Origin of the sequence: Enterococcus sp. DIV1368d, assembly GCF_050542975.1 — a bacterium.
Lineage (GTDB): Bacteria > Bacillota > Bacilli > Lactobacillales > Enterococcaceae > Enterococcus_D > Enterococcus_D casseliflavus.
In genome coordinates this window covers 2,431,922-2,455,250 of record NZ_CP172939.1, presented here as the reverse complement: position 1 = coordinate 2,455,250, position 23,329 = coordinate 2,431,922, and the positions used below count along the sequence as shown (strand labels likewise).

General features: G+C 43.1%; 22 protein-coding genes and 1 riboswitch. Of the genes, 16 read left to right on the top strand and 6 right to left on the bottom strand.

Annotated features, from left to right (window positions below; all coding sequences use genetic code 11):
* Together IGJ44_RS11420 and IGJ44_RS11415 are read right to left on the bottom strand one after the other, a co-directional pair.
* On the bottom strand, positions 1-978 hold the full coding sequence (locus tag IGJ44_RS11420) for an ABC transporter substrate-binding protein (protein ID WP_074536688.1): 978 nt from the start codon (positions 976-978) through the stop codon (positions 1-3).
* 498 nt (positions 979-1,476) lie between these two features.
* On the bottom strand, positions 1,477-2,637 hold the full coding sequence (locus tag IGJ44_RS11415; protein ID WP_074536687.1) for a hydroxymethylglutaryl-CoA synthase: 1,161 nt from the start codon (positions 2,635-2,637) through the stop codon (positions 1,477-1,479).
* A gap of 192 nt (positions 2,638-2,829) precedes the next feature.
* Here IGJ44_RS11415 and IGJ44_RS11410 point away from each other — a divergent pair, with 192 nt between their 5' ends.
* Positions 2,830-5,304: a hydroxymethylglutaryl-CoA reductase, degradative gene (locus IGJ44_RS11410; protein ID WP_167827112.1), complete on the top strand. Its 2,475-nt coding sequence runs from the start codon at positions 2,830-2,832 to the stop codon at positions 5,302-5,304.
* A 38-nt stretch (positions 5,305-5,342) separates the two neighbouring features.
* Here IGJ44_RS11410 and IGJ44_RS11405 read toward each other — a convergent pair whose 3' ends face one another.
* The 3 genes from IGJ44_RS11405 to IGJ44_RS11395 form a co-directional block, all read right to left on the bottom strand.
* A complete protein-coding gene (locus IGJ44_RS11405; protein WP_010749217.1) occupies positions 5,343-6,062 on the bottom strand; it encodes a hypothetical protein in 720 nt (239 codons plus the stop codon).
* A 114-nt stretch (positions 6,063-6,176) separates the two neighbouring features.
* Positions 6,177-6,458, bottom strand: coding sequence for a hypothetical protein (locus IGJ44_RS11400; protein ID WP_015510084.1), 282 nt, complete (start codon positions 6,456-6,458; stop codon positions 6,177-6,179).
* Between the two features lie 26 nt (positions 6,459-6,484).
* Positions 6,485-7,330, bottom strand: coding sequence for an aldo/keto reductase (locus tag IGJ44_RS11395; RefSeq protein ID WP_416242385.1), 846 nt, complete (start codon positions 7,328-7,330; stop codon positions 6,485-6,487).
* A 163-nt stretch (positions 7,331-7,493) separates the two neighbouring features.
* Here IGJ44_RS11395 and IGJ44_RS11390 point away from each other — a divergent pair, with 163 nt between their 5' ends.
* Positions 7,494-8,498 carry a nucleoid-associated protein gene (locus IGJ44_RS11390; RefSeq protein ID WP_005229284.1) on the top strand — a complete coding sequence of 335 codons (1,005 nt, stop codon included), beginning with the start codon at positions 7,494-7,496 and terminating at the stop codon, positions 8,496-8,498.
* Positions 8,499-8,608: 110 nt separating this feature from the next.
* Here IGJ44_RS11390 and IGJ44_RS11385 read toward each other — a convergent pair whose 3' ends face one another.
* Positions 8,609-8,968, bottom strand: coding sequence for a YxeA family protein (locus IGJ44_RS11385; protein ID WP_015510082.1), 360 nt, complete (start codon positions 8,966-8,968; stop codon positions 8,609-8,611).
* A 246-nt stretch (positions 8,969-9,214) separates the two neighbouring features.
* Between IGJ44_RS11385 and tuf the strand changes: the two genes are divergently transcribed.
* The 14 genes from tuf to IGJ44_RS11315 all read left to right on the top strand — a co-directional run bounded on the left by tuf (position 9,215) and on the right by IGJ44_RS11315 (position 23,297).
* Entirely contained in the window at positions 9,215-10,402 is a 1,188-nt protein-coding gene (tuf, locus tag IGJ44_RS11380; RefSeq protein WP_074536684.1) for an elongation factor Tu, read from the top strand.
* Between the two features lie 212 nt (positions 10,403-10,614).
* Positions 10,615-11,244 carry a lysozyme family protein gene (locus tag IGJ44_RS11375; protein ID WP_074536692.1) on the top strand — a complete coding sequence of 210 codons (630 nt, stop codon included), beginning with the start codon at positions 10,615-10,617 and terminating at the stop codon, positions 11,242-11,244.
* A gap of 158 nt (positions 11,245-11,402) precedes the next feature.
* A complete protein-coding gene (gene dnaG / locus IGJ44_RS11370) occupies positions 11,403-13,238 on the top strand; it encodes a DNA primase (protein ID WP_074536683.1) in 1,836 nt (611 codons plus the stop codon).
* 23 nt (positions 13,239-13,261) lie between these two features.
* Positions 13,262-14,368, top strand: a complete 1,107-nt coding sequence (gene rpoD / locus IGJ44_RS11365) for an RNA polymerase sigma factor RpoD (RefSeq protein ID WP_005229298.1) — start codon at positions 13,262-13,264, stop codon at positions 14,366-14,368.
* 308 nt (positions 14,369-14,676) lie between these two features.
* Positions 14,677-16,572, top strand: coding sequence for a cell division site-positioning protein MapZ family protein (locus IGJ44_RS11360; RefSeq protein WP_074536682.1), 1,896 nt, complete (start codon positions 14,677-14,679; stop codon positions 16,570-16,572).
* Positions 16,573-16,690: 118 nt separating this feature from the next.
* Entirely contained in the window at positions 16,691-17,398 is a 708-nt protein-coding gene (locus IGJ44_RS11355) for an AzlC family ABC transporter permease (protein ID WP_010749224.1), read from the top strand.
* Positions 17,391-17,708 (top strand): AzlD domain-containing protein, encoded by a 318-nt coding sequence (locus tag IGJ44_RS11350; RefSeq protein WP_010749225.1) that lies wholly within the window; start codon positions 17,391-17,393, stop codon positions 17,706-17,708. The genes IGJ44_RS11355 and IGJ44_RS11350 overlap by 8 nt, the downstream gene beginning before the upstream one ends.
* Positions 17,709-17,742: 34 nt before the next feature.
* A complete protein-coding gene (locus IGJ44_RS11345) occupies positions 17,743-18,606 on the top strand; it encodes a CvfB family protein (RefSeq protein ID WP_010749226.1) in 864 nt (287 codons plus the stop codon).
* 109 nt (positions 18,607-18,715) lie between these two features.
* Complete coding sequence (locus tag IGJ44_RS11340; protein ID WP_015510076.1) at positions 18,716-19,165, top strand: Fur family transcriptional regulator; 450 nt, start codon at positions 18,716-18,718, stop codon at positions 19,163-19,165.
* 233 nt (positions 19,166-19,398) lie between these two features.
* Positions 19,399-20,289, top strand: a complete 891-nt coding sequence (xerD, locus tag IGJ44_RS11335) for a site-specific tyrosine recombinase XerD (RefSeq protein ID WP_015510075.1) — start codon at positions 19,399-19,401, stop codon at positions 20,287-20,289.
* A gap of 14 nt (positions 20,290-20,303) precedes the next feature.
* Positions 20,304-21,053, top strand: coding sequence for a segregation/condensation protein A (locus IGJ44_RS11330; RefSeq protein WP_167827109.1), 750 nt, complete (start codon positions 20,304-20,306; stop codon positions 21,051-21,053).
* Positions 21,046-21,630, top strand: coding sequence for an SMC-Scp complex subunit ScpB (gene scpB / locus IGJ44_RS11325; protein WP_005229316.1), 585 nt, complete (start codon positions 21,046-21,048; stop codon positions 21,628-21,630). The genes IGJ44_RS11330 and scpB overlap by 8 nt, the downstream gene beginning before the upstream one ends.
* Positions 21,631-21,632: 2 nt before the next feature.
* Positions 21,633-22,349, top strand: coding sequence for a pseudouridine synthase (locus IGJ44_RS11320; RefSeq protein WP_167827108.1), 717 nt, complete (start codon positions 21,633-21,635; stop codon positions 22,347-22,349).
* 79 nt (positions 22,350-22,428) lie between these two features.
* Positions 22,429-22,553, top strand: a riboswitch (FMN riboswitch).
* A gap of 150 nt (positions 22,554-22,703) precedes the next feature.
* Positions 22,704-23,297 carry an ECF transporter S component gene (locus IGJ44_RS11315; protein WP_010749232.1) on the top strand — a complete coding sequence of 198 codons (594 nt, stop codon included), beginning with the start codon at positions 22,704-22,706 and terminating at the stop codon, positions 23,295-23,297.
* The last annotated feature ends 32 nt before the right edge of the window (positions 23,298-23,329 follow it).

The following is a 23,329-nucleotide window of genomic DNA, read 5'->3' as shown; positions in this document are numbered from 1 at the left end:
TTATTCTGGTGCAGTGATGCTGGCAGGATCAATCCCTAAAGCAGCAGCCATCTCTTCATTGACGACTAACTCTAAATTATCCGCTGTTTCAACGGGCGTCGTTGCTGGCTCTGCATCGCCATCCAAAATTTTCGCTGCTAGTTTCCCTGTTTGAATGCCAAGGGATTTATAATCAATACCGTAAGTTGCTAGGGCACCATCATCGACTTGTTCTACGGAACCAGCGACGATCGGTGTTTTGGTTTCTTTGGCCACTTCGCCGACGATTGCAGCAGCAGAGGCAAAGGTATTATCTGTTGGAACATAAATGCCGTCAACATCTTTTGCAAGGCTGGTGGTTACTTGTTGCACATCATTGGTTGTATTGGCGGTCAATACTTTTACATCAACGCCCGCAGCTTTTAAGGCTTCTTCTGCCAAGTCAGCTTGGATTTTTGAATTGGCTTCACCTGCGTTATACATAATGCCGATCGTTTTGGCATCAGGCACGATGCTTAACAGCAAGTTGATCTGTTGCTCAATCGGCACCATGTCTGAAGTACCGGTGATGTTGCGACCAGGTTCTTCATTTGAATCGGCCAATTTCGCTCCAACTAAGTCAGTGACTGCGGTAACTACGATTGGGGTGTCGTTGGTTTCATTTGCTAAAGATACAGCAGCAGGAGTGGCAATGCCCAATAAAAGATCTGGTGAGGCATTCACTAGGCGTTCGCTCATACTTTTTAAATTGTCTTGACTGTTTTGCGCATTTTGGTATTCGATCGTTAGGTTTTCACCTTCCGTGTAGCCCGCTTCTGCTAAGCCTTCTTTGAACCCTTCATAGGCTGCATTCAAGGAGCCATGTTCGACCAATTGTAAGACACCGACTGTTTTTGTTCCGTCGTTTTCTTCCGAAGTGTTGCTTGATTCTCCGCAAGCTGCCAATGCCAGTAGGGAAGCTGTCAGTAACCCAGTCGTGATCCATTTTTTCATTTTCATTGTAATTCCTCCTATGATCGTCTCTTTTTTTATGGGGGTTTACCTGAACAAAAAAATCCATTCAGACAATCGTCTAAATGGATTCGATCCTATACCAAGCGTAAACGTCTATTGGCAACCATTTAGAAGATTTTCTACATGGCTGCAAGTTCAAGTTAAAATGCTTTAGCCATCATAGATACAAACAAAACTCGTTTTTGGTTTGCATCCATAATGTGATATGAATACAAACTATCTAAAGTAGCTAAAGTAAAAGGTATTCAGTTGTGGGGATACGGTCGTGTTTAACATAAAAAGTTCCTCCAAACTTGAATTGATTTTAGTATAGACAAAAAAAAGCGGACTGTCAAATGTTTTTCCTGAATTATCTGAAAATTTTTGAATAACATGCAGAAAATGTTTGGAAAACAAGTTTCGTTTCAATCATTTTCAAAGAAAGAAAAAAACTTTGTTCCTTCAAGCTTTTTAGCTAAAAAAGAAGCAAAGTTTTTTTCAGGGTCATTCGTTTTCTTCTTTATAATAACGAATGGTATTTTTGATTTCACGAATACTATAAAGCAGATCATCTTCGAAGGATTGATCTTGATCGATATCGATCGTCTCATTGAACATCGCTTCGTATTCAGCGATCGTTAGCTTTTGACGGTCATCGAGCAACGCTTGGTGTGCCGCTTGCGCCAACTGTTTTTCATAGCCAGGTACCAACAAGCCGCTGAAAAATTCAGCAACCGCTCCTGATCCGTAGCTAAATAATCCGATTCGATCATTTGCTTGCAGGCTAGAGGAATTTTCCAATAAAGAGATCAAGCCCAGATACAGTGAACCAGTATACAAGTTGCCGGTACGACGGCTGTAAACGATCGATTCTTCATAGCGAGCCATCAGGCGTTTTTGTTCTGTTTCATCTTCTTCGGCAAAAACAGCCAACAAGGCTTTTTTACCCATTTTTGTATAAGGGATATGGAAGCTCAAAGCCGCATAATCTTTTGCTGTCCGCTGATTTTTTTCGCAATGGGCTTGCCAAACTTGTTTGAATGAATCGATATAAACGGCATTTGACAAATGACCATCTACCATTGGATATTGATGTCCTACTGGACGCCAAAAATCATAAATATCTTGCGTCAACATCAAATTATCATTTTCAAGCTGCAAAATTGCTGGATCCGCCGAGATCAACATAGCAACAGCGCCCACACCTTGAGTGGGCTCGCCACCAGAAGCTAAGCCATAACGGGCGATATCTGAAGCCACGACCAAAACTTTGCTTTGTGGATTGGCTTGTACATGGGCTTTGGCAAATTGTAAGCCCGCCGTTGCGCCGTAACACGCCTCTTTGATTTCAAAGGACCGTGCAAATGGCTGGATACCTAATAGGCGATGCAAAACCACTGCCGAAGCTTTTGATTCATCGATGCCAGATTCTGTTCCGACGATCACCATATCAATTGCTTGTAAATCTTCTTTCGTAAGGATATCTTTTGCCGCGTGCATGGCAAAGGTGACGATATCTTGTGTTTTTTTATTGACCGCCATTTGATCTTGACCGATCCCGATCGTAAATTTATTCGGGTCTACCTCTCGGGCGTGAGCTAGATCAACCATATCTATAAAATAGGGGGGGACAAAAAAATTTATTTTATCAATACCAACGTTCATTCCGTCGCTCCTTTATGTTCTACATACTTAGTAGGCTACACGTTCTAAGGTATCATATTTTTTGAAAAAAATGAAAAAGAATTGATTAGAATTTAAACTTTATTAAAGAAAGTAGAAAAGGGTGCGACAACCGAATGTGGGGTATTCTTTTTTGGAGGATTTAATGATATATTTCAAGAGGAGGTGACGTACGTGGAAGAAGTTGTCATTATCGACGCACTAAGAACGCCAATTGGCAAATACCATGGGTCATTAAAAGAATATACAGCGGTAGAATTAGGAACAGTCGCTGCAAAAGCCTTGTTGGCAAGAAACCAACAAGCAAAAGAACATATCGCACAAGTGATTATCGGAAATGTGCTACAAGCAGGCAGTGGTCAAAATCCAGGACGCCAAGTTTCCTTGCAAAGTGGGCTTTCCTCAGATATACCAGCCTCAACGATCAACGAAGTATGTGGTTCGGGAATGAAAGCGATTCTAATGGGGATGGAGCAAATTCAATTGAACAAGGCATCCGTCGTATTGACTGGTGGGATTGAAAGTATGACGAATGCGCCGCTCTTTAGTTATTATAACAAGGCGGAAGATCAGTATTCAGCTCCGGTGTCAACAATGATGCATGACGGATTAACAGATGCATTCAGTAGCAAGCCAATGGGACTGACGGCTGAGACGGTAGCAGAAAGATACGGGATCACTCGCAAAGAGCAAGATGAGTTTGCCTACCACTCACAAATGAAAGCTGCCAAAGCGCAAGCAGCAAAGAAATTTGATCAAGAGATCGTGCCGTTGACTGAAAAATCAGGAACCGTTTTACAGGACGAAGGCATTCGCGCCGCTACGACAGTCGAAAAATTAGCTGAATTAAAAACAGTTTTCAAAAAAGACGGTACGGTGACTGCTGGGAACGCCTCAACCATCAATGATGGGGCGGCCATGGTCTTGATCGCGTCAAAAAGCTATTGTGAAGAGCATCAGATTCCTTATCTGGCAGTGATCAAAGAGATCGTCGAAGTCGGTTTCGCCCCAGAGATCATGGGAATCTCACCAATCAAAGCAATCGATACGTTACTGAAAAACCAAGCACTGACGATTGAAGATATCGGTATTTTTGAGATCAATGAAGCCTTTGCAGCTTCTTCGATCGTAGTAGAACGTGAACTTGGTTTGGATCCGAAGAAAGTCAACCGTTACGGCGGGGGCATTTCACTGGGACATGCCATTGGAGCGACTGGCGCGCGGATCGCAACGACCGTCGCTTATCAGCTAAAAGACACCCAAGAGCGCTATGGAATCGCCTCTTTGTGTGTCGGTGGCGGATTAGGGCTAGCGATGCTGTTAGAAAATCCTTCGGCGACAGTAAGTCAAACGAATTTTGATGAAGAGTCGGCATCAGAAAAAACAGAAAAAAAAAAGTTCTACGCCCTCGCGCCTAATGAACGATTAGCCTTTCTTGAAGCACAAGGAGCGATCACAGCAGCAGAATCCTTAGTTTTTCAAGAAATGACACTAAACAAGGAAACGGCTAATCACTTGATCGAAAACCAGATCAGTGAAGTAGAGATCCCGTTAGGCGTAGGGCTGAACCTGCAGGTGAATGGCAAAGCATACAATGTCCCGTTAGCCACAGAAGAACCCTCGGTGATCGCAGCGATGAGCAATGGAGCAAAAATGGCTGGGCCCATTACGACGACCAGTCAAGAACGTTTGCTTCGAGGCCAGATCGTCTTTATGGATGTTCAGGATCCGGAAGCGATTTTGGCAAAAGTTGAATCCGAGCAAGCAACGATCTTTGCAGTGGCGAATGAGACGTATCCTTCCATTGTGAAACGCGGCGGTGGATTGCGAAGAGTGATCGGTCGGAACTTCTCGCCAGCAGAATCTGACTTAGCAACCGCTTATGTGTCGATCGATTTAATGGTTGATGTCAAAGATGCGATGGGCGCCAATATCATCAATTCAATTTTAGAAGGAGTGGCAGAGCTTTTTCGCAAATGGTTCCCAGAAGAAGAAATTCTCTTTAGTATTTTAAGCAATCTCGCTACGGAATCGTTAGTAACAGCCACTTGCTCGGTGCCTTTTGACAAATTGAGCAAGACCGGAAATGGCAGACAAGTTGCCGAAAAAATTGTTCATGCAGCTGATTTTGCCAAGATCGATCCATATCGTGCCGCTACCCATAACAAAGGGATCATGAATGGGGTTGAAGCGCTGATTTTGGCTACCGGAAACGATACTCGCGCCGTTTCTGCCGCTTGTCATGGCTATGCTGCCCGTAATGGCCGCATGCAAGGGTTGACTTCCTGGACCATCATCGAAGACCGTTTGATTGGTAGTATCACACTGCCGTTGGCGATCGCCACAGTCGGGGGTGCCACAAAAATATTGCCAAAAGCCCAAGCTGCGTTGGCATTGACTGGTGTTGAAACGGCGAGTGAGTTAGCTTCGCTGGCGGCAAGTGTCGGGTTGGTTCAGAATCTGGCCGCGTTGCGAGCATTGGTTTCAGAAGGTATCCAGCAAGGCCATATGAGCATGCAAGCCCGTTCATTAGCTATTTCAGTTGGAGCAAAAGGAAACGAGATTGAACAGCTGGCAGCTAAGCTGCGAGCTGCGACTCAAATGAACCAAGAGCAAGCCCGTAAATTTTTAACCGAAATACGCAATTAAAAAAGGTTCTCTAGGCATTTGTCTAGAGAACCTTTTGTTTATCGTTTCGAAATCGCCGTGTGGGCATACGCCTCGATCAATGGAATGACTTCTAATTTTACTTTGTATTTGCGCTCTAGCGCAGTTTCGATGGTAAAAGTATCACTTTCTGTTTCAGAAATCGTTGCTAGAACACGATCTTCTTTCGGGGAAGCTTCGATCACGATCGTTTCTCCTGAAGATTGTTTGGCAGAAAATTTAGGGAATGCTGCGATTTTTTCAGCAAATGCTGAAAAAGTCATTGTGTTGTCAGCAGTATCAGCCATTGTTTCAGTTGCTTTTTCTACTTCTTTAGTTGATGCAGAGGTAGTCGGTGCAGCCGCTTCAGCTGGTGCTGATTCTTCCTTCACTTTCGCTGGTTCTTTTGCAGGAGCGGGTGCCGTACTTTCTTGCGGGTTGGTCGGCAACCAGTAAGCAGCGATCTCATCAACTAAGTTATCGCTGAAACGATCAAGCAAACCAGCTTCTAAGCGTTGGATTCGTTTCACGACGATCTTGAAGTTCTCATCTAAAGGAACAGCGATTTTTTGTTCTTTTGGCGTTTCCTTCAACAATTCAATCAATAATTCCTCTTGGTTTTTAGGATTGATATACACTGTCGTCGGAAGGTCAAACTTATCTGCTGTTTTGCGCTCGATCGCTGTAAACAACTGTTGGCGAGCTGTTTCATAAGACGGGCGGAATTGTTGTTTCAATTTTGCTAATTGTTTCTTTTTCATAATCTTCTCCTCTCGATCACTATCGATTATAAGGAAAATTTGCAGAAAAGAACAGTGATTCTCATGAAAAAATACAAAAAAATTTATATACTTCCTGAAAAAACACCAACGCTGCTAAAAAAGCGGCGCTGGTGTTTCTACTAGATCATTGATTTGATGGTACTTAGGCATCAGGACCAAAAGGTCATTTTCTCCAGTGGCGACTAAGTAGTTTTCCCAAAGAAAAAAGCGTGGTTCCCCAGTAAGTTTCTCGGTCAGCATCTGCTGATAGTCGCTGGTCGTCCATTGACGTGCTGGAAAGTGTTGGACTTTGTCTGGCCAAACGAGAAAAACAAAATCAGCATGTAAGGCTTTTTGAACAGCAGGGGAGAGATGATTCAAATCAGTTTTTTTCATAGGCTTCTCCTTTATAGAGAGTGAAATTAAAACCCTGTCGTATCTGGATTGGTCGCTTTCCCAACCACACCATCTAATTGATCGATCGTTTTCATGTCCTCTTCAGATAGCTCAAAATCAAAGACGTGAATGTTTTCTTCGATCCGACTTGGTGTGACTGATTTTGGTAATGGCAAGAAACCATGTTGTAAAGACCAGCGTAATGCAACTTGAGCGATTGATTTTTGATGCTTTTCAGCTAATGCTTTCATTTCTGGTACATCAAAGATCTTCCCAGTACCTAATGGGCTGTATGCTTCAAGCAATACATCGTGTTCTTGGCAATAAGTCACGACTTCTTCTTGTAACTCGCCAGGTGCAAGGAAAATTTGATTGACCATTGGGAAGATAGTCGCTGTTTTTTTCAATTCTTCAAAATGATGTGGTAAGAAGTTGCTGACGCCGATCGCTTTGATTTTGCCTGCTTGATACAACTCTTCAAAAGCACGCCATGTTTCTGCGTTCGCTGTTTGCCAATTGTCGCGAAAAGCCACTGGATTTGGCCAATGGATCAAGAAAAGATCGATATAGTCTGTTTGTAATTTTTCTAAAGATTCTTCAAAAGAGGACATCACAAGATCATAAGAATGGTTCGCATTCCATAATTTTGTAGTCAAGAAAAGCTCTTCGCGGGGAATGCCGCTTTCTTTGATCGCTTGACCAACACTGGCTTCGTTTTTATAGCCTTGTGCTGTATCAATATGGCGGTAACCTACTTCTAGTGCTTTTTTGACTGATGCTACGGCAACGTCGCCGTCTGGTGTTTGCCATGTGCCAAAGCCTAGCTCAGGGATGGCCACATTGTTTGATAACGTATAGCTGTTCATGTTCATTCCTCCGTTTTCTGTGATACTTCTAGTTTAGCAGACGAGGCAGGAATTTCCAATGATTGCACCTTTTAAAAAGAAAGCGAATGTTGAAGGAAAATGCCGATTCGCTCTTGTCAGTTCGCCTATTTATTTTGTACACTAGACAAATGGATAAGGAGCGTAACCAATGGATATTTATTTGAAACATGCGATTTTACACATTGTGGACCGTCAAACAGGCGATCCAGTTTTTTCTCAAGTTGAACTTGATTTAACAACGGAATACATTCGTGATTATTTGACGAAGAAAATACAGAAACTTGCTACACCGCAAACCAAAACAGGTCGTTTACTCGAAACTTCAACGATCGCTCAATTGGTCAAACAAGCACCAGACGACTTTATCGCAGCCAGTGAAGCGATCGTGCAACGCTGGTATGAAGCGTACAAGGAAAGTGAAGATGCGCCAAGTGCGGATGCGTTTGTCGTCTTATATGAATTAGATACAAGAATGCAGCTGGCTTTTTTGAAGGTCAATTATCAAGATGGCTATACGCATTTTATTGATAATGGGGAGGCTGGGATCGAAAATAATTTGATTTTGCATCGTGCCTTACTAGCTGGTAAAACCCAAAAGGCAGATGAAGGAATCACGATCGATGTGGAGAGCTTAGACTTTGAACTGATTGAAAAGAAATATAGCTTTTCAGGTGAAAAATACGCCTACTTTTCAACAAAAGTCATTGATGCCGAACCGATCCCATCTTTAGAAGAAAATGTCAAAGTCATCAAAAAAGTAGCCGAAAAAATTGGTCAGAAATTTGAAACACCCACCTATAACGTTGTTGCCGATTTGAAAGAAGCGGTCTACGATACGATCGAAGAGTCTGGTCATATCGATGTGAGTGAAGTGGCGCAAAAAGTCTTTAAAGACAATATTACTGCTCAGCTTTCATTTCAAGAAGAAGTGGTTGAAAAAGGATTCGTCAATCAAGCACCGATGATGCGGGATGTTCGTGAGATCTCGGAGAAAAAATTTGGTAAGCAAAAACTAAAATTATCGAATGGAATCGAATTGATCGTTCCTTTGGATGTTTACCGAGATCCGAATTTGATCGAATTTATCAATAACCCCGATGGCACGATTTCCGTAACGATCAAAAATGTAGAAGAAGTGATTAATCGGATGTAACAAGAGCTGTTTCTAAGCAGACGATGGCAGAACAAGTACAAAAAGCAGGGCGTCCTCATTTAGAAAGAGGACGGCCTGCTTTTTTACAGACGCTTGCTTGATAGCAGCAATTATTGAGGGGTCAACTTTTCAAGAGCCGCTTGAGGAACGTCTTCTTCAGAAACTTCTTCCCAGCTTATAACGCCTTTGTTTGGATTGACCAATAGTTTCAAATAGGCGCCTTCTTTCAAAGGAGCGGAACGGTGTTCATTCATTTTGACCGTTTTGACGTCACCAGAGGCGCTGTAGGCTGTTTGTGTATAACGATAGATGTTTTCAACGACCCCCTCGTCACTGACTTCGGTATCGTGTTCCCCCGCATCGTTGATAACTGTATAGTAGTCACTTCCACCATAGTAATAGTCATAAGTAAGGAAGCAGCCGCCAAGAAAAATTGCTGTAAAAACCAGCGCTGCAATGATTTTCTTCACATTTCTCACCTCATCTTCTATTATTCATAAAAACCAGGCTTGCGTCCAATGGATCACAAAAAGCAAAGAAATTCTTAGGGATTAGCTGCCGAGACCTCTTGCTTGACTTTGACTAATTTTGACCTATAATAAGGGTAGATTTAAACTTACAAAAAATAAGTTAATCCTTATCTCTTTGGAAGCGTAAATCGCAAAAATATGATTCGAGTCAACCAACGACTCAACTTTCTCTAGGAGGGAAACAATATGGCAAAACAACATTATGATCGTAGCAAACCCCATGTCAACATCGGAACGATTGGACACGTCGACCATGGGAAAACCACCTTGACTGCTGCAATTACCACAGTTCTTGGGAAAAAAGGGCTTGCCAATCCGCAAGATTACGCAAGTATCGACGCGGCTCCTGAGGAACGCGAACGTGGTATCACAATCAATACTGCTCATGTGGAATATGAAACGGAAAAACGGCACTATGCCCATATCGATGCACCGGGACACGCGGATTATGTGAAAAATATGATTACAGGGGCTGCTCAAATGGACGGCGCAATCTTGGTCGTATCAGCGACAGATGGCCCAATGCCACAAACACGGGAGCATATTTTGCTTTCTCGTCAAGTGGGTGTGAAATATTTGATCGTCTTTTTGAATAAGACGGACCTTGTCGATGATGACGAGTTGATCGATTTAGTTGAAATGGAAGTCAGAGAATTGCTGACTGAATATGATTTTCCTGGCGACGACATTCCTGTGATCAAGGGCTCTGCGTTAAAAGCCTTGGAAGGGGACCCAGATGCTGAAGCAGCGATCTTAACGCTGATGGATACAGTAGATGAATATATCCCAACGCCAGAACGTGATACTGACAAACCATTGTTGTTACCGATCGAAGATGTCTTTTCGATCACAGGACGGGGGACCGTTGCTTCTGGTCGGATCGATCGCGGCATGGTAAAAGTCGGGGATGAAGTAGAAATCGTCGGAATCAAACCTGAAACACAAAAAGCAGTCGTGACAGGGGTAGAAATGTTCCGCAAAACGATGGACTTCGGAGAAGCTGGCGATAACGTAGGGGTATTGTTACGGGGCATCACCCGTGATGAAATTGAACGTGGCCAAGTGTTAGCAAAACCAGGTTCTATCACACCGCATACGAAATTCCAAGCGGAAGTCTATGTGTTGACAAAAGAAGAAGGCGGTCGCCATACCCCATTCTTTAATAATTATCGCCCACAATTTTACTTCCGTACAACGGACGTAACTGGGAATATCGTTTTACCAGAAGGAACGGAAATGGTGATGCCTGGTGACAACGTAACGATCGATGTGGAATTGATCCATCCGATCGCTGTAGAAAATGGAACGACCTTCTCGATTCGTGAAGGTGGACGAACAGTCGGTTCTGGTATTGTCACCACGATCGAAAAATAATGATGAGTGAAACAGTGCTTCCTTTTGAAGAAGCGCTGTTTCCTTTTTCTTGTCAAAAGATCGCCAATCCCTCAGTCAGCTTAGGATTGCTTGTTTTTTTCTAAATAATCTTGTGATTTTATTAAGGATTTTTTAGGAGAGAAAAAATTCTAGTCAGCCCGTTCATTTCATAGTACGATAGATTCTGACTTAGAAAAGATGGGATGTATTTGATGAGAAAAATTCGACGTTTCCTAGGATTTATACTGAAGCTGGCCCTCGTGTTGCTGCTGATCGGGGCAGGGGTTTGGGTCTATCGAAACTACACGGCATTGAAAGCTGTCTATGCGTATGAAGAAGCAATCGCGCAACAGACGCAAGCCCACGACATCTCTGAATATCAGTCATTAGCCATGAGCATCATGCTGACGGAGTCAAAAGGACAAGGCAATGACCCGATGCAAAGTTCTGAAAGTGTATATGGAAAACAAAATCAATTTGATACGCCAGAACAAAGCATCGAACAAGGGGTTTCTTATTTAGCCGAGTTGATCGAAAAAGCCGAGCAAATGAACTGTGATCTTTGGACCGCAGTCCAGGCTTATAATTTTGGGACAGATTATATTGATTATGTCGCTGAACGGGGTGGCATGAACACCTTAGAATTAGCAGAAACATATTCCAGAGAGGTTTTATCCCCGTTGTTAGGCAATGATACAGAACAAACCTATCGTTATTGGGGCATCCAATCCGTTTTTTATAATGGTGGTCACTTGTATCATAACGGCGGCAATTTATTCTACGCTGATTTAATAAAAATGAATCAATGGAAGATCAATGTTACGGCGCGTTTCTTTTCATAAGCGTTGTAAAATAAGTGAAACAAAAAAGCTTGAAATACAAATAAAATATGGTAAAATCATTATGAGTGATTCTGTCTAATTATTCTTCGCACTGATATCTATTAGTGCGTTTTTTTACCTAGTAAACCGATGAATACTTACCAAATGGAGGTGAGTGGATGGTACGAATTCCTCAAACGGTCATTGACGACATTCGCGAACGTAGCAATATCGTCGATATCGTGGGACAGTATGTCCAGTTAAAGAAGTCTGGAAAAAATTATTTTGGTTTGTGTCCGTTCCATAATGAAAAATCACCTTCTTTTTCCGTTGCAGAGGACAAACAAATTTTTCATTGCTTTGGTTGTGGTCGTGGTGGAAATGTGTATGGTTTCTTACAGGAGCTTGAAGGGATCAGTTTTCCAGAAGCAGTCGTCAAAGTAGCAGAAATGAACGATATTCCTCTTGATCCGCAATATCAGCAGTCTGAAGGCATCAATGAAGCGACCTCACAAACGAGTCAATTGATTGCGTTACATGAAAAAGCCGCCGAAGTCTATCATCACATGTTGGTGAATACGGCTGCTGGACAAGAAGCGCTTGATTATTTATTAGATCGTGGCTTGACGATGGCACTGATCGAAGAGTTCAATATTGGCTTTGCACCGAATGAACGCTCGTTTTTGGAGAAAGTTTTTTTGAATGAAAAAGCCAAAGCAGAGTTTTTTCCTGATACAGGACTCTTTGTTCAGCGCAACGATGGCTCACTGGCGGATCGCTTTTACCAGCGAATCATGTTTCCGATCCGCAATCCTCAGGGAAAAACGATTGGTTTTTCTGGTCGTTGGTTAGCAAGCGAAAAAGTCGGTGATCAAGACCAACCAAAATATTTAAATAGTCCTGAAACGATTCTTTTCAATAAACGCGAGGTTCTTTTCAACTTTGACAAAGCGCGACGAGCGATGCGTAAAGATGGCCAAGTGTATTTATTTGAAGGATTTATGGACGTGATCGCCGCTTGGCAAGCAGGGATCGAAAATGGGATCGCCTCGATGGGGACCAGCCTGACCAATCAGCAGATCGCTCACATCGAGCGAGTGGCACAAGAAGTGATTCTTTGTTACGATGGAGATAGTGCAGGGGTTGAAGCCACGAACCGTGGGATCGATCTTTTGCAAAACAATAGCCGCTTGAAATTATCTGTGGTTCGAGTGCCGGAACGGATGGACCCAGATGACTATTTGCGCAAATATGGGACAGAAGCTTTTTATAAATTAGCTGTACATGGGAAAGAAACCGTCTTTGCTTTCAAAATGGATTACCATCGAGCGAATCGAAATTTGGCCAATGAGAAAGAGCAGCTAGATTATGTCCAAGTAGTATTAAAAGAATTACAGCGGGTGGATTCTTTGCTGGAGCAAGACCGTTATTTGACTCAGTTGTCCACAGAGTTCAACTTGAGCCGTGAGACCTTGCAGCAGCAGCTCAAGCAAAACCGGCAAGAGCAGCAGCCGCGGCAAGATGCACCGCCGCCTGCGCCAACAACCAATCCTGTGGTCTTCACGCCGCCAACGCGGCAGCAGCCCAAAACACAGGTAGAAAAAGCACAAGAATTATTATTGTACCGTTTGTTTCATGACAGTACGTTAAACCATCGCTTTCGAGCGAGTGGCATATCCTTTATCCATGATCGTTACCAACAGCTTTATCTGCTGTTTGATGCGTATATGGAAACAGAAGAACACTTTGTTTTAGCAAAGTTCTTAGATTTTTTAAAAGAAGATTCAATGAAAAAAATGGTGATCGATATTGCAGATCTTAAAGCTTCTGAGGAAGGGACTGAACAAGAATTTCAGGACATTCTGCAGGTATTTCAAAAGTCGGGCATTGCTGAAGAAATCAATCAAAAACGAATCCAGCAGCAAGAAGCAAGACAAAAAGGAAACCAGCAATTAGAACTTGAACTTGCGATCGAAATCATTGATTTGACCAAACGGTTGAAACAAGCTAAATAGCGAACTGAAAGGGGCTTTCTTTCATGGCAGAAGAAACAAAAAAAACGTATGACAAAGCAGTTGCCGAATACATCCGAGAAAACAAAACAAAGGGGCAAGTTGTTTACGATGACATTACGAATCGTTTAGCAACGCCGTATACTTTGGATGCTGATGCAATGGACAAATTAATTCAAAAACTGGAGGATTCAGGCATCAGTGTCGTGGATGAAAATGGAGAGCCTTCAGTCCATAGTCTAAAGAGCAATGAAAAACGACAAGAAACACAACCTCAAGAAGATCTGTCTGCACCAACTGGTGTGAAAATCAATGACCCCGTTCGGATGTACTTGAAAGAAATCGGTCGTGTGCCGTTATTGACCGCAGAAGAAGAAGTGGCGCTCGCACTGAAAATCGAAGAAGGCGATCAAGAGGCAAAACAGCGTTTGGCAGAAGCCAACCTGCGTTTGGTCGTTAGTATTGCCAAACGTTATGTGGGTCGAGGAATGCAATTCCTTGATTTGATCCAAGAAGGAAACATGGGCTTGATGAAAGCCGTTGAGAAATTCGACTACCGCAAAGGGTTCAAATTTTCGACGTATGCGACCTGGTGGATCCGTCAAGCGATCACCCGTGCGATCGCTGACCAAGCGCGAACCATTCGTATTCCTGTGCATATGGTGGAAACCATCAACAAATTGATCCGTATTCAACGGCAATTGCTGCAAGACTTAGGGCGCGAACCGACACCAGAAGAAATCGGCGCAGAAATGGATCTGCCGACGGAAAAAGTTCGTGAAATCTTGAAGATCGCTCAAGAACCTGTTTCATTAGAAACACCGATCGGTGAAGAAGACGATTCTCATCTAGGTGATTTTATTGAAGACCAAGATGCCACAAGTCCAGCAGAGCATGCGGCTTATGAGCTGTTGAAAGAGCAGCTAGAAGATGTACTGGATACGTTGACTGACCGTGAAGAAAACGTGCTGCGCTTGCGTTTCGGAATCGATGATGGTCGTACTCGGACATTAGAAGAAGTCGGCAAAGTCTTTGGGGTAACGAGAGAACGGATTCGTCAGATCGAAGCAAAAGCATTACGGAAACTACGCCATCCATCTCGTTCAAAACAATTGAAAGATTTCTTAGAATAATCAAGGTTTATCGACTTTCCAAAGGAACCCTTTGGAAAGTCTTTTTTATTCAGATTCTGTCCTCTCGACACAAGATTGGTAAAGAACTTAATAAAAACGTAACCAAGCAAGTGTTGGCTAATTGCCAAGAATGTGATAAATTTAATTTTGTGCATCTGCATCAAAACGTAACAAACAACGAAGTGTCAAAAAAGACCCATTATTTGCTGGTCTAAAAAAAGAAGCAGTAGGTACAGCAAGCGTCTGATGAAAGAGGCGACTGCTTCATAAAAGGAAATGCAAAAAACAAAAGGAGTCAGTTTGAATCAATGAAGAAGACATGTCCTGAATGTGGATTTCAAGCAATAGAAGAAACACCCGTTTGTCCCAATTGCGGGTTCCAATGGAACCAGGCAAAGGAGAATGAACTGGAACCAACATCTGACTCTTCCGTTACGCCAGAAGAGCCACAGAATAAAAATGATGATATTCGCTGGTCAGACTTTAAAAACGTCCCGATCGGAAAAATGGAGGAGCACTTAGGTGATCGGCCATCCTCAAATGAAGAAACGATCGACCTCGCGCAGCAAGGGACTTTTTCCGATGAGCAACATGTAACCTCCACATCAGCCTCTAAGAAAGAAGCTGAGGAAAAAACGGAAGTAGAAAGTTCTAGCGCAACGCAAGAGCATGCGACATCAGCCAGTGAGGAAGCAAGTGAAACCGATGCATTAAGTACGGAGGAACAGCATGACGCTGATATTTTGGCTGCTTATATCCGCCAACACAAACTTGATGAAGAAGAAAAAGCCGCTGCTCTAGAAGCAGAAGCCGCCACTGATGATTTGTCTGCTACTGAAGAAGAAAGTCAGGAACAAGCCAGTGAGGAACCTCTACTGATAAGCGAAGATGAACCAGTGACGGATCCAGTCATTGAAGAAGCGAAGAAGCAGCCAGAACCAGTGATCGATCCAATTCCTGAGCCGATCACCGCAGCGGATGAAGCACCGAAAAAGGCGACTACTGAAGAAAAAACGTCGACGCCTAGCGAAAAAAAGAAGCGTCCTCGCAAAGCACTCTATATTACAGCGGCTTGTTTATTAGTGGCAGCTGGTGGCGGTTGGGCGTATTACTATCAACAGCAGCAACAAGAAACTGCCCGAGAAACGCAACTGGCGCAGGAAAACCGTACACTCGATCAAATTGAAAATGAGCTGAATGATTTTTATACAAATGATGAACGAGTGTTCATTAAAAACGACAAAACATCAGAACAGCTGACGGCTGTGACGAATCAGTTGGCAGAGTTTCAAGACCATGAACGGTACGATGCCTTGTCACAAGAAGCTGCGACGATCGCTGACAAACTAGCAACTTTGACCGAGATCAACAGCTATTTTAGCAGTCCTGCCGTTGTGGAAGATCAATTGGAAGAAGTCTCATTGAAAGAAGCGGCTGCCGTCACAATGGCGAAGCGTGAGAACGGGGATGCCTTTGATGAGTTGATCAATCAAGCCATCGACATGGGACAAAAAGAGTTCAGTGCGATCGAGGAAGTTCAAAATGCGGTGAAGAGCATGGTGGCTTTAAGTGGTGATGGTGAAGCACCTGCAAGTGTCACCCGTGAGAACTACAATGCCTTGATGAAAAAAGTCCAAGCTTTACCGATCGATTCATTGGTGGAAAGTCTCACTGCTGATCTGCGCAAAGTCGATACTGCGTTGACGAAGCGTGAAACCGCTACGCAAGAAGCAGCGGCACAACAACAAGCGGCCCAAGAAGCAGCACAAGCGGCGGCTTCCGAGAACAACGCTTCCGCTTCAAGCGGCGGTTCTACAAGCGCTGCGACGCCCGCACAAAGCACGTCTGAAGAAGAGTATGTGCTTTCGCCAAATACGCCAACAAATACCAATAATCAGCCAATTATTCCAGCCCGTCAAAGTGATTTGAATGATGTAAACAATAGCGCTTGGGTGTGGGCAGATGGTGTCCAAGAAAAAATCATTGCCACAGCGATTGCCCGTGGTTACGTGGTTGATGGTGGTTATACTTTTGAACGCGTGCGGATCGTCAACGGCGAAGGCTATTACAATTTTTATGCGACAAATGCCCAAGGCAGCTTGCTTAAAGGAACGGATGATTCAGCGTTCCCGCTATACTTATTTACGGTAAACGCCAAAACTGGCTATTTCAGAGGCAATGGGAACGATCACACCGTTCGCTAAGTCTCCTGAGTCACTAGAAAACTTTCAGAGTTATTACATGCACATGTGAAAAATACTTGTTTCCCCTCCCTGTTTTCGATATGATGAAAGATAATCGTTCAAACAGGGAGGGTTTTTTGTGCAGAAAATAGAAAGATATGATCGCTTTGAAGATGGGGTCATTGCTTGTGTACCAACGATTCTTGGGTACTTAGGGATTGGTTTTGCGATGGGGGTCGTAGGAAAAGGTGTTGGGTTGTCGATTCTTGAAATTATTTTAATGTCTATTATTGTCTATGCAGGTAGTGCTCAATTTATTATTTGTGCATTACTCGCGATTCAAGCACCTTTCACGACGATCGTCGCAACCGTCTTTTTAGTGAATTTACGACATTTCTTAATGAGCTTATCAGTGGCTTCCTATTTTAAAAAGACTCCTTTGCTTTCTGCTATTGGGATTGGGACGCTTTTGACTGATGAGTCCTATGGCGTTTTGACGACGGCACTGCAACAAGACAAACCAGTCACAGCGAAATGGACCCATGGGTTGAACGTGATGGCGTATTTGAGTTGGATCTTCGCAACCTTTTTGGGCGGACTATTAGGCTCGTTTATTCCAGATCCAGAAGCGTTAGGCTTAGATTTTGCCTTGGTAGCCATGTTTGTTGGTCTTTTTTTATTTCAAGTAGAGCGACCCCTCAAGAAGAAAACCCAGCAAACGCTCTTAGTACTCGGGGCAGTTGTGGGGACATTGATTTTATTTATGCGTTTTTCGACTGCTGAGATCGCGGTAATTGCTGCGACCTTGGCAGGATGTTTGGTTGGGACGGTGACACATCATGACTAATTTTGTTATACTAATGCTAGCATGTGGGTTGGTTACTTGGATTCCGCGGATCGTTCCTTTTTTATTTTCTAAAAAGCTCGTATTTCCAAAACCTTTCACCATCTTTTTGAGTTACTTGCCGTTGTGTATTTTGGCGGCATTGTTGGTTCAAAATTTGCTGATCTTTCGAGAAGGGCAGTTTCCCATCTTGAAAGTCAAAGAAACTGTTGCCTGTATCCCAGCATTGTTGGTGGGGTATTATACAAAAGATTTGATGAAGATCGTTATCACAGGCGTTATTGCTATGGCACTGCTGCGTTTCTTTTTTTAGCAACGGGCAGTTTTTATGAAGAAGGAGAGAATAGATGAAAGACTTATTAGCATCCGTATTTAGCGGATTGATCATTGATGAAAATGAACAGAATTATTTTGTTCAAAAAGGCGGGGTTACCTTCCGACTAGCCAAGGAAGAAGGCGAACATCATTTAGGTGAAGCCGTCGAAGGGTTTGGCTATCAAAACCAAAAGCAAGAAAATGTGCTCACTACGAATATTCCGAAAAGCCGCAAAGGGCATTATGCCTTTGGTACAGTCACAGGAAGCCGTCGCGACTTAGGCGTTTTCGTCGATATCGGTTTAAAAGACAAGGATATGGTGGTTTCATTAGATGAATTGCCAACAATGCGGGAACTTTGGCCCAAAAAAGGCGACCGTTTGATGGTCAGCTTGCGCGTCGATGACAAAGAGCGTATATGGGCTTCGTTAGCAGATGAGAAAATCTTCAAGGCACTGAGTAAGAATGGTACGGAACAGATGAAGAATCAAGATGTTACAGGTACCGTGTATCGCTTAAAACTAGCGGGAACCTACTTATTGACGGATGATTTTTATATTGGCTTCGTCCACCCATCAGAGCGCTACCAAGAGCCGCGTCTTGGGGAAGCTGTCAAAGGACGAGTGATCGGGGTTCGTCCAGATGGCGTCTTGAACCTTTCATTGAAACCAAGAGCCCACGAGGCGATTTCAAATGATGCCGCCATGGTCCTAACCTTTTTAGAACGAGCGCCAGAAAATAAAATTCCTTTTACCGATAAATCAGCACCAGAAGAGATTTTACAAACGTTTGGTATTAGTAAAGGCCAATTTAAACGGGCGTTAGGAACCTTGATGAAACAGCGTTTAATTGAGCAAAAAGACGGCTTTACGATTCTTGTTAAAAAACCTAATTGAGAATACTTGTTTCTTTTGCTGTTCTAATTTATAATGATTACAATGTTTGTCTTGAGTGATTCTCACTCAAATTAGAATCGTTATAAATTAGCGGCATACGGAGGCAACTATGAACACAACAGCAGCGTTAAAAAAGACCAAGAAACAATTGCACGAGTCGGGGTTCAAATTAACTCCTCAGCGAGAAGCGACGTTGTTGGTCTTATTAGAAAATGAGAAAGATCATTTATCCGCCGAAGAGATTTTCTTCTTTGTGCGCAAAAAAAATTCTGAGATTGGCTTAGCAACCGTCTATCGAACATTGGAGATTTTGACGGATTTGAAAATCGTCGATAAAGTCAGTTTTAATGACGGTGTCGCTCGTTATGACCTACGTAAAGAAGGCGCCAAACATTTCCATCATCACTTGTTGTGTTTGGAATGCGGCAATATCGAAGAGGTTGAAGAGGATCTGTTGGGCACAGTCGAAGAGATCGTCGAACAAAAGTACCATTTTTTAGTAAAGGATCATCGGTTGACATTTCATGGTGTCTGCCAAAAATGCCAAAACAAAGCCTAGTGTCTGTAGCTGGGTAATTTGAAAAATATTTGTTATCACCCGAATGATAGTCAGATGGTTTCGATAGGAAGAGTGCTCTTTTTTCCAATTTGAAAGAAACCAAAAAATCTGCTATGATTCGGGTGTTTCCTTGGGCAAAAGATTCGGGTAGATGCCTCTTTTTTGTTGGCAAGCTACTATCTAAACGAGCCAGAATTTGATATGATAAAAAAGCTGAAAGTAGAGGAAGCCCCATGAACGAACAAATTATTGATTATCTTCATTATTTGACCATTGAGCGCGGGCTATCCCAAAATACCCGTGCCAGCTACCAGCGGGATCTGCAACAGTATCTTGCGTTTTTACAAAAAAAACAAGTGACGCAGTGGCAACAGATCGACCGAGTGATCGTTTTGTCTTTTTTGCAAAGTTTGCAAGAGGCGGGAAAATCCTCGGCAACCGTGATTCGGATGGTTTCCAGTTTGCGAAGATTCCATCAATATTTGCGTCAAGAACGGTTGACAGATCATGATCCGATGCAGCATATTGATTCGCCGAAAAAACAGCAGAAGCTACCTGACACTTTGAGTTTGCAGGAAGTGGAGCGCTTGATCGAAACACCAGATACTCGAGCGGTGTTGGGCATTCGCGATCGAGCGATTTTGGAAGTGATGTATGCGACAGGTTTGCGCGTCAGCGAGTTGATCGGTTTGAAATTGAATGATTTGCATTTAAGTATGGGCTTGTTGCAAACAACCGGGAAAGGCGACAAAGAACGGATCGTCCCATTAGGGGATCTAGCGATTCAATGGATCGAAACGTATCTCAGCGATGCACGTCCGTATTTGACGAGAAAAACACCGGATGAAAGCCACCTGTTTGTAAACAACCATGGCACACAGCTGTCTCGTCAAGGAATCTGGAAAAATTTAAAAGCCTTGGTTCGACAAGCTGGGATCACCAAAAATGTGACTCCCCATACGTTGCGCCATAGTTTTGCGACTCATCTATTAGAAAACGGCGCAGATCTGCGAACGGTTCAAGAGCTGTTAGGACACGCAGATATCTCGACCACTCAGATTTACACGCATATAACGAAGAAACGGATGACGGAAGTGTACAAGCAGCACTTTCCGCGCGCCTAGAAATCGAGGATGGAATGGAAGAAATCAAAATAAAATTAGCTGTCTTTGAAGGACCGTTGGATTTGCTGCTTCATTTGATCAAAAAACTGGAAATCGATGTTTATGACATTCCAGTTGCAACCATCACCGAACAATACATGCAGTATATCCATGCCATGAAAATTTTAGAATTAGAAGTCGCTGGAGAGTATTTAGTTATGGCGGCGACTCTGATGGCGATCAAAAGCCAGATGCTGTTACCGAAACAAGAGCTGATTGCTGAAGTGGAAGAGTACGAAGAAGATCCACGGGATATGCTGGTGGCACAGCTGCTAGAATACCGCAAATTTAAGTATGCAGCCGAGCAGCTTTCCGAAAAAGCGGAAGAGCGCAGTTTGTATTACACGAAAGATCCGATGGATGTCGATGAATACAAAGAGGAAGAAGATCAGTTAAGAGCCAATCAATTTAACACGATCGATCTCTTTTTGGCTTTTCAAAAAATGATTGAGAAAAAGAAAAATCGCCAAGTACTAGAAACCAAAATTTCTCCTGATGAAAGCACCATCGATGAAAAGATGGCGGCGATCCAGCTGGAGATGCAGCATGTCAGTGCCCAAAAAGGTCGCAGCTTTGATTCGTTTTTTACGACCTACAATAAAACAGAAGTTGTGGTGACCTTTATGGCACTGTTAGAATTAATGAAAAAAGGAACGATTCGAGTAGAGCAAACAGACAATTATGCGTCGATTCTGCTCTATCCAACAGGTAAAGAAGATGAGTAAATATAGTGAATTAGAAGCGATCTTATTCGTCGTCGGTGATGAGGGGATCGGACTTGAAGAATTGAGTTACTTAGTCAAAAGTAATACTGCTAGTGTCTATCAGCATTTGCAGGAACTAAATCAGCAATATGAAGAAAATGAACATACTGCGTTGCATATTCTTGAAGTGGGCAATCATTTTATTTTGACCACCAAGAAACAATTTGCCCCTTTATTGAAGAAATATGCTGAATCACCGATGGGCAGCTCGTTGTCGCAGGCCGCTTTAGAAACGTTGTCGATCATTGCTTACAAGCAGCCGATCACTCGGATGGAAGTAGAAGAGATCCGCGGCGTCCAATCCAGCGGTTCGGTTCAAAAATTGGTGGCAAAACGACTGATTGAAGAAAAAGGCCGCGTTGACGGACCAGGACGAGCGATCCTATATGGTACGACGGAATACTTTATGGATTATTTTGGCTTAAAAAGTTTGGCTGAATTGCCTGACATCCAATCCATGGAAGATGAACTTGAAGAAGATGCACCGTTTGATCTTTTTTACGACCGCTACAAACAAGCAGAAACAGAAGGAGAATGAAGATGGAACGTTTGCAAAAAGTGATTGCCCATGCTGGCATCACCTCAAGAAGAAAAGCTGAAGGATTGATAACCGAAGGCCGAGTGCGCGTCAACGGGCAAGTGATCAAAGAATTAGGGGTCCAAGTTAGCTCAAAAGATGTCGTTGAAGTCGATGGTGTACCAATCGAACAAGAACAACACGTCTATTATCTATTCTACAAACCTCGTGGTGTGATCTCAGCTGTAACGGATGATAAAAAGCGCAAAGTCGTTTTGGATTATTTTGCTGAAGTTCCTGAACGGGTGTATCCCGTCGGGCGCTTGGACTATGATACCTCTGGTTTGTTATTGCTGACAAATGATGGGGAATTGTCACAGACACTGATGCATCCCAAACACGAAGTCGACAAAGTGTACGTTGCCAAAGTCAAAGGGATTGCGGATAAAAAGCAGCTGCTCCCATTGACAAAAGGGATTCGGATCGAAGGCCGTAAGACGTCACCTGCTCGCTTTGAGATCTTGTCGACAGACCAAACAGCGCAATCTAGTATTGTGCAATTGACGATCCACGAAGGACGCAACCATCAAGTCAAAAATATGTTAAAAGCAGTTGGTTTGCCTGTGCAAAAATTAAAACGGGAAAATTATGGTCCGTTAGATTTGAAAGGTCTTCGTCCAGGGGAATACCGAGAATTGTCGAAGAAGGAAGTCAGTCAGCTGAAAAATAGTGCAAAATAGTTGAAAAGTATCTGAAAACGTAACTATTGTTAATTTTTAGATTTTGTGTATAATAGAACATGTAATAAATAGAATAAAGGTTCGTCTTCAGGGGCAGGGTGCAATTCCCGACCGGTGGTTATAGTCCACGACCTATTTCTTCGGAAATAGCTGAATCGGTGAAATTCCGATACCGACAGTACAGTCTGGATAAAGAAGATAGAGCGTATTTGATTTGCTTATGGCTATTTCGAATGCCCTCTTTTTTCCCTGTGGAAAAAAGAGGGCATTTTTTGTCTGGCGCCGACAAGAAAGCCGAGGAAATTTAATAGGTTCGTTTGAAGAGGAATCCTGAACTTAGGAGGATTTATACTGATGAACAACAAAACAAGAAAAATGGTGACGATCGCCATGTGTGCTGCTATGGGAACAATTTTGCAATTTATCGCTTTTCCGATTTTCCCAGCATTCAGCTTTTTAAAGATCGATTTTAGTGATATTCCCGTGATGATCATGATGTTTTTATTTGGTCCTTGGAGCGGGGTATTGACTGCTTTCATTCGTTCGGTGCTGCATTTGTTCTTATCTGGTTTTTCACCTGCTGATATGGTGGGGGATACGGCAAGCTTTTTAGCATCATGTGCCTTTACTTTGCCAATGTACTACTTTTTCCGCAAAGGTATTCACACCAAAAACAAAATGGTTGGTGTCATCAGCGGTATCTTGTCGGTAACGATTTTTATGAGTGTGGCGAACCTATTTGTGATCACACCGCTTTACCTGCGCTTTTTCGGGGTCACAGCCGATCAATTTTTAGGAATGTCTTTGCCGCAATATGTGGCGATCGGGATCTTACCTTTCAATTTGGTCAAAGGCGCAATCGTCAGTGCCGTCTTTTTAGCACTTCACGCCAAACTGCTGCCATGGTTGGCTCGTAAGCAGCCCCATCATTCTGCTATAGGAAAATAAAAAAATGAGCCGACTTGCTGTTGCAGACGAAA